Below are 6,449 nucleotides of genomic sequence, written 5' to 3' on the forward strand. Positions count from 1 at the left end.
AGCAGAGCAATGAGCAAGCTGCGCGTGGCCGTTCTCGGCGCCAAGGGCCGTATCGGCTCCGAGGCGGTACGAGCCGTCGAGGCCGCCGACGACCTGGAGCTGGTGGCCGCACTCGGTCGGGGCGACAAGCTGGAGACCCTCGCCGAGACCGGCGCCCAGGTCGCCGTCGAGCTGACCAACCCCGCCTCGGTGATGGAGAACCTCGAGTACTGCGTCGGCCACGGCATCCACGCGGTGGTCGGCACCACCGGCTGGACCGACGAACGGCTCGCGCAGCTCAACGGCTGGCTCTCCGCCTCCCCGGAGACCGGTGTGCTCATCGCACCGAACTTCTCCATCGGCGCGGTCCTCACCATGAAGTTCGCCCAGCAGGCGGCCCGCTACTTCGAGTCCGTCGAGGTCATCGAGCTCCACCACCCCAACAAGGCCGACGCCCCCTCGGGCACCGCCGCCCGCACCGCCCAGCTCATCGCCGCGGCCCGCCGTGAGGCGGACTGCGCCCCCCAGCCGGACGCCACCAGCACGGCGCTGGACGGGGCGCGCGGCGCCGATGTGGACGGCGTCCCGGTCCACTCGGTACGCCTCCGCGGCCTCCTGGCCCACCAGGAGGTGCTGCTCGGCGGCGAGGGCGAGACCCTCACCATCCGGCACGACTCCCTGCACCACAGCAGCTTCATGCCCGGCATCCTGCTCGGCGCCCGCCGCGTGGTGACCACTCCCGGCCTCACGTTCGGCCTGGAACACTTCCTCGACCTGAACTGACTGGCCCCGCCATGCGCGCAAAGATCACTTACGTCGTCACCGCTGCCGTCCTGGTCTTCTACTTCGTCCTGGTCGGCAGCCGTGGCGTCCTGCTCATCAAGCACGGCACCCTCATCACGGTGACCTTCGGGATCGCCGTGCTGGTCCTGCCGGCGATCGGCGTGTGGTTCCTGTGGAAGAACACCCAGTTCGTCCGCCGGGCCAACGCCCTGGCCGCCGAACTGGACGCGGAGGGCGGCCTCCCCGTCGACGAACTGCTGCGCACACCCAGCGGCCGCATCGACCGCGCCTCCGCCGACGCGGTGTTCGAACGCCGCCGCGAGGAGACGGAGGACACCCCGGACGACTGGCGCTGCTGGTTCCGCCTGGCAGTCGCCTACCAGGATGCCCGCGACACCCCCCGAGCCCGCAAGGCCATGCAACGAGCCATCGCACTGCACCGGGCGGACGCTGCTTCCAGCCCATCGGGCGACCACCCCAGCCGATCGGGCGACCACCCCAGCCCGTCCGGCGTTTGAGGACAAAGAAAGAGCCGTCCGGCGATTGAGGACACCTCACTCACCGGACGGCTCGCACCACGAAACCGCTACTGCGGCCGATACTCGTCCCCCCACGCCTCAATCGTGTCCGCGGCCCGATCGAACGCCTCCCCCCGCGCAAGGAAATCCGCGTTGGAGTCCGTGAGCAGCGGCGGCACCGCGTCCCCGCCCTTGCGGACGACGATCAGCGCCTGACCCTGCACGGTCCGGGGGAACCCGAGCCACTTCACCGGTTGCTGCACCGTACGTACGGCAGTGGCGCGGCTCCACGGAACGGTCGTCGTACGGAAGAAGCCCACCCGGCGCACACCGTGCCGGCTCACCCAGGCGCCGATGCGCAGCATCCGCAGGGCGCACAGGATCATCGCGAGGCCGAGCGCGAGACACGCCCCCGCCCCGGGCAGCGCTCCGGCGAACGCGATGATCATTCCCGCGAAGAGGATGAACGAGGCGAGCAGCAGCAGACCGGCCGCGGCGGCGACCCGCCACGGACCGGGACGGTAGGGCCGCCGCCAGCTGTCGTGGTCGTCGAACGGCAGCGCGACGTCCTCCGCGTTCGCGTCAAACGCGCGGTCGGCCGTCAGAAAGGGCAGGGGCACGACTGATCCTCACTCACAAGCACGCTCGATTGCTGTGCCCGGTGAGGCTACCGAGGAGATGCCCGGACCGACCACCCCAGGGGGTCCGTCCGGGTCACCGCCCGTGCGCGGCCTCGGTCTGCTGGGTGTGCCCCGGCGCCTGCTCGGGCCCCAGAGCGGGCAGGCCGAGGAGCAGCGACCCTGCGATCCCGCCGGCGACGACGAGGCCGATCAGGGCGCGTCCCATCCGCTCGGAGACCGTACTGCGGGGGCGGGGAGGCGGGGTGACGTTACTGCGGAACCGGTCGGCCTCGGCTACGAACGAGAACGGGACGGATTCACGCCGGCGGAACATGGGGTGGCTCTCCTTGGAGTCTCTTTCGGGTGGTGCTATCCAGTCAGACGCACGACTACCCCGTTCGGTGCCCCGAATCGCCCGATGAAATCAGAAAAAACCGGAAAGACGTTCCCCACCCACGCCGCCGTCAAACGTCCTGAGCCCGGCCCGTAGAGTGGTCGCCGCCCGCGCGACACCATTGGAAGGACCCTGTCGGTGACCGACGACACCCCCGAGCCCACGAAGGCCCATTTCCGCAGCGACGTCACCGTCGACCTGGTGAAGTCCGCCGCCGGCGACGCCGACGTGCTGTTCGCCGCCCGTGTGTCCACGGCCGGTGAGCAGTCCCTGGAGGAGATCACCAAGGACCCCGAGCGCTCGAAGGGCCTCATCAACTACCTGATGCGGGACCGGCACGGCAGCCCGTTCGAGCACAACTCGATGACCTTCTTCATCAGCGCCCCGATCTTCGTGTTCCGCGAGTTCATGCGGCACCGCGTCGGCTGGTCGTACAACGAGGAATCGGGCCGCTACAGGGAGCTGCAGCCGGTCTTCTACGTCCCCGACACGTCCCGCAAGCTCATCCAGCAGGGCCGCCCGGGCAAGTACGAGTTCGTCGAGGGCACGCCGGAGCAGCACGCGGTCACCACCCGCGCCATGGAGGACTCGTACCGGCAGGCGTACGAGGCATACCAGGAGATGCTGGCGGCGGGTGTGGCCCGCGAGGTGGCCCGCGCGGTGCTCCCGGTCGGCCTGTTCTCCACGATGTACGCCACGTGCAACGCGCGCTCCCTGATGCACTTCCTCGGCCTGCGTACGCAGCACGAGATGGCGAAGGTGCCCTCGTTCCCGCAGCGGGAGATCGAGATGGTGGGCGAGCAGATGGAGGCCCACTGGGCCCGGCTCATGCCGCTCACCCATGCAGCCTTCAACAAAAATGGACGCGTCGCCCCATAGGGCGGTGTCCGTATTGCGGCGTTTCGAGAAGTTCATCTAGGCTGATCAAACGGACCCGGCACTGCTTGAACCCCCGAGCAGGCAGTGCCGGGCTCCTCTTGCTTGTCCCCCCGAGGGGGCACCGTGCGTCGAGCAGCGAGTAGCGTGTTACCCATGGCTCCGATCTCCACTCCGCAGACCCCCTTCGGGCGGGTCCTCACCGCTATGGTCACGCCGTTCACGGCGGACGGCGCTCTCGACATCGAGGGCGCGCAGCGGCTCGCCACCCACCTGGTGGACGCAGGCAACGACGGCCTGATCATCAACGGCACCACCGGCGAGTCCCCGACCACCAGCGACGCGGAGAAAGACCAGCTCGTCAGGGCCGTCCTCGAAGCGGTGGGCGACCGGGCGCACATCGTCGCCGGCATCGGTACCAACGACACCCGGCACAGCATCGAGCTCGCCCGTACCGCCGAGCGCAGCGGCGTCCACGGCCTCCTCGCCGTGACCCCGTACTACAACAAGCCGCCGCAGGAGGGCCTGCTGCGGCACTTCACCGCCATCGCGGACAGCACCGGCCTGCCGGTGATGCTCTACGACATTCCGGGCCGCAGCGGTGTGCCGATCGACACGGAGACGCTCGTACGGCTCTCCGAGCACCCCCGGATCGTCGCGAACAAGGACGCCAAGGGCGATCTGGGCCGCGCGAGCTGGGCCATCGCCCGCTCGGGCCTCGCCTGGTACTCCGGCGACGACATGCTGAACCTGCCCCTGCTGTCCGTCGGTGCGGTGGGCGTGGTCTCCGTCGTCGGCCATGTCGTCACCCCGGACCTGCGGGCGCTCATCGAGGCCCACCTCGGCGGGGACGTCCAGAAGGCCACCGAGATCCACCAGAAGCTGCTGCCGGTCTTCACCGGCATGTTCCGCACCCAGGGTGTGATCACCACCAAGGCCGCGCTGACGCTGCAGGGCCTTCCGGCGGGCCCGCTCCGGCTGCCCCTGGTCGAGTTGACCGCGCAGGAGACGGCCCAGCTCAAGATCGATCTCGCCGCCGGCGGGGTAGAGCTCTGACAACAGACTTCACAACTGAATAAACAGCACCACAGCACCACCCAAGACAACAGCAAGTGCACGAATGACATGCGCGCCACGTGCCCAAGCGGTACGTGGCGTGCGTGGTAAGGAGAGTCTTTTGAGTCATCCGCATCCTGAACTCGGCACCCCGCCGAAGCTGGCGAAGGGCGCCCTGCGGGTCACCCCGCTCGGCGGTCTCGGCGAGATCGGCCGGAACATGACGGTCTTCGAGTACGGCGGCCGCCTGCTCATCGTCGACTGCGGCGTCCTCTTCCCCGAGGAGGAGCAGCCCGGCATCGACCTGATCCTGCCGGACTTCACGACCATTCGGGACCGCCTGGACGACGTCGAGGGCATCGTCCTCACGCACGGCCACGAGGACCACATCGGCGGTGTCCCGTATCTGCTGCGCCTGAAGCCGGACATCCCGCTCATCGGCTCCAAGCTGACCCTCGCGCTGATCGAGGCCAAGCTCCAGGAGCACCGCATCCGTCCGTACACCCTGGAGGTGGCGGAGGGGCAGCGCGAGCGCATCGGAGTCTTCGACTGCGAGTTCATCGCGGTCAACCACTCCATCCCGGACGCCCTCGCGGTCGCCATCCGGACCCCCGCGGGCATGGCCGTCGCCACCGGTGACTTCAAGATGGACCAGCTCCCGCTGGACGGCCGCCTCACCGACCTGCACGCCTTCGCCCGGCTGAGCGAGGAGGGCATCGACCTTCTGCTCTCCGACTCCACGAACGCGGAGGTCCCGGGCTTCGTACCGCCCGAGCGGGACATCCAGAACGTTCTGCGCAACGTCTTCGCCAATGCGCAGAAGCGCATCATCGTGGCGAGCTTCGCCAGCCATGTGCACCGCATCCAGCAGATCCTGGACACGGCCCACGAGTACGGCCGCCGGGTCGCCTTCGTCGGTCGTTCGATGGTCCGCAACATGGGCATCGCCCGTGACCTGGGCTATCTGAAGGTCCCGGCCGGACTCGTCGTGGACGTCAAGACCCTGGACGACCTGCCGGACGACGAGGTCGTGCTCGTCTGCACCGGTTCGCAGGGCGAGCCGATGGCGGCCCTCTCCCGGATGGCCAACCGCGACCACCAGATCCGCATCGTCCAGGGCGACACGGTCATCCTGGCCTCTTCCCTGATCCCGGGGAACGAGAACGCGGTCTACCGCGTGATCAACGGGCTCTCCCGCTGGGGCGCCAACGTCGTTCACAAGGGCAACGCCAAGGTCCACGTCTCGGGCCACGCCTCGGCCGGCGAGCTGCTGTACTTCTACAACATCTGCCGCCCGAAGAACCTGATGCCGGTCCACGGTGAATGGCGCCACCTGCGGGCCAACGCCGAGCTGGGCGCACTGACCGGTGTGCCGAAGGACCACATCGTCATCGCCGAGGACGGTGTGGTCGTGGACCTCATCGACGGCAAGGCGAAGATCGTCGGCAAGGTCCAGGCCGGTTACGTGTACGTCGACGGCCTCTCCGTCGGCGATGTCACGGAGACCTCGCTCAAGGACCGCCGCATCCTCGGCGACGAGGGCATCATCTCGGTGTTCCTGGTGGTCGACAGCACCTCGGGCAAGATCGTGGGCGGCCCGCACATCCAGGCTCGCGGCTCCGGTATCGACGACGCGGCGTTCACCGCGGTCGTGCCGAAGATCGAGGAAGCGCTCAACAAGTCGGCCCAGGACGGCGTGATGGAGCCCCACCAGCTCCAGCAGCTGATCCGCCGCACGGTGGGCAAGTGGGTCTCGGACACCTACCGCCGGCGCCCGATGATCCTCCCCGTCGTGGTCGAGGTCTGACCCTCCGACAGGCGCGAACTCCGGAGCGGGGCCCCCGATTTGCATCGGGGCGCCCCGCTCCAGTACGTTTACGTCTCCACCTCACCGGGAAGCAGCGAGCGCATCCGTGCGCCCCGAAGCTTCCGAGAGGGGGTGGAAATTCTGACTCAGAACTTCTGATAAAGTCGGAGCCGCCGGAAAGGGAAACGCGAAAGCGAAGAACTGGAAAGCAAAAATCGCTTGACCCGCTTCGACCGGGAATCGGACACGAAAGAGTCTGATAGAGTCGGAAACGCAAGAACGAAGGGAAGCGCCCGGAGGAAAGCCCCAGAAAATGTTCTGAGGGTGAGTACAAAGGAAGCGTCCGTTCCTTGAGAACTCAACAGCGTGCCAAAAGTCAACGCCAGATATGTTGATACCCCGGCCTGCTTCGGCAG

Annotated in this window: 8 protein-coding genes; 5 read left to right on the forward strand and 3 right to left on the reverse strand. The window is 68.1% G+C overall.

Translation table 11 applies throughout. The features are described 5' to 3' along the window. Positions 1–9: 9 nt before the first annotated feature. Positions 10–762 carry a 4-hydroxy-tetrahydrodipicolinate reductase gene (gene dapB, locus ACIQZN_RS04900; protein WP_403988411.1) on the forward strand — a complete coding sequence of 251 codons (753 nt, stop codon included), beginning with the start codon at positions 10–12 and terminating at the stop codon, positions 760–762. A gap of 11 nt (positions 763–773) precedes the next feature. After that, positions 774–1,280 (forward strand): hypothetical protein, encoded by a 507-nt coding sequence (locus ACIQZN_RS04905; RefSeq protein ID WP_403988413.1) that lies wholly within the window; start codon positions 774–776, stop codon positions 1,278–1,280. A 68-nt stretch (positions 1,281–1,348) separates the two neighbouring features. Here ACIQZN_RS04905 and ACIQZN_RS04910 read toward each other — a convergent pair whose 3' ends face one another. Both ACIQZN_RS04910 and ACIQZN_RS04915 read right to left on the reverse strand, forming a co-directional pair. Beyond that, positions 1,349–1,900: a hypothetical protein gene (locus ACIQZN_RS04910; RefSeq protein ID WP_403988415.1), complete on the reverse strand. Its 552-nt coding sequence runs from the start codon at positions 1,898–1,900 to the stop codon at positions 1,349–1,351. Between the two features lie 94 nt (positions 1,901–1,994). Continuing rightward, a complete protein-coding gene (locus ACIQZN_RS04915; RefSeq protein WP_403988417.1) occupies positions 1,995–2,234 on the reverse strand; it encodes a hypothetical protein in 240 nt (79 codons plus the stop codon). A 198-nt stretch (positions 2,235–2,432) separates the two neighbouring features. On the opposite strand from ACIQZN_RS04915, the gene thyX reads away from it, so the two are divergent. The 3 genes from thyX to ACIQZN_RS04930 all read left to right on the forward strand — a co-directional run bounded on the left by thyX (position 2,433) and on the right by ACIQZN_RS04930 (position 6,033). Then, a complete protein-coding gene (gene thyX, locus ACIQZN_RS04920; RefSeq protein WP_403988419.1) occupies positions 2,433–3,173 on the forward strand; it encodes an FAD-dependent thymidylate synthase in 741 nt (246 codons plus the stop codon). Between the two features lie 153 nt (positions 3,174–3,326). Beyond that, positions 3,327–4,226: a 4-hydroxy-tetrahydrodipicolinate synthase gene (dapA, locus tag ACIQZN_RS04925; RefSeq protein WP_403988421.1), complete on the forward strand. Its 900-nt coding sequence runs from the start codon at positions 3,327–3,329 to the stop codon at positions 4,224–4,226. 121 nt (positions 4,227–4,347) lie between these two features. After that, complete coding sequence (locus ACIQZN_RS04930) at positions 4,348–6,033, forward strand: ribonuclease J (protein ID WP_403988423.1); 1,686 nt, start codon at positions 4,348–4,350, stop codon at positions 6,031–6,033. 146 nt (positions 6,034–6,179) lie between these two features. Here ACIQZN_RS04930 and ACIQZN_RS04935 read toward each other — a convergent pair. Beyond that, a partial coding sequence (locus tag ACIQZN_RS04935; RefSeq protein ID WP_403988425.1) for a hypothetical protein occupies positions 6,180–6,449 on the reverse strand: 270 nt, incomplete at its 5' end.

It is taken from the genome of Streptomyces sp. NPDC097595 (assembly GCF_044761525.1).
GTDB classification, from domain to species: domain Bacteria; phylum Actinomycetota; class Actinomycetes; order Streptomycetales; family Streptomycetaceae; genus Streptomyces; species Streptomyces drozdowiczii_A.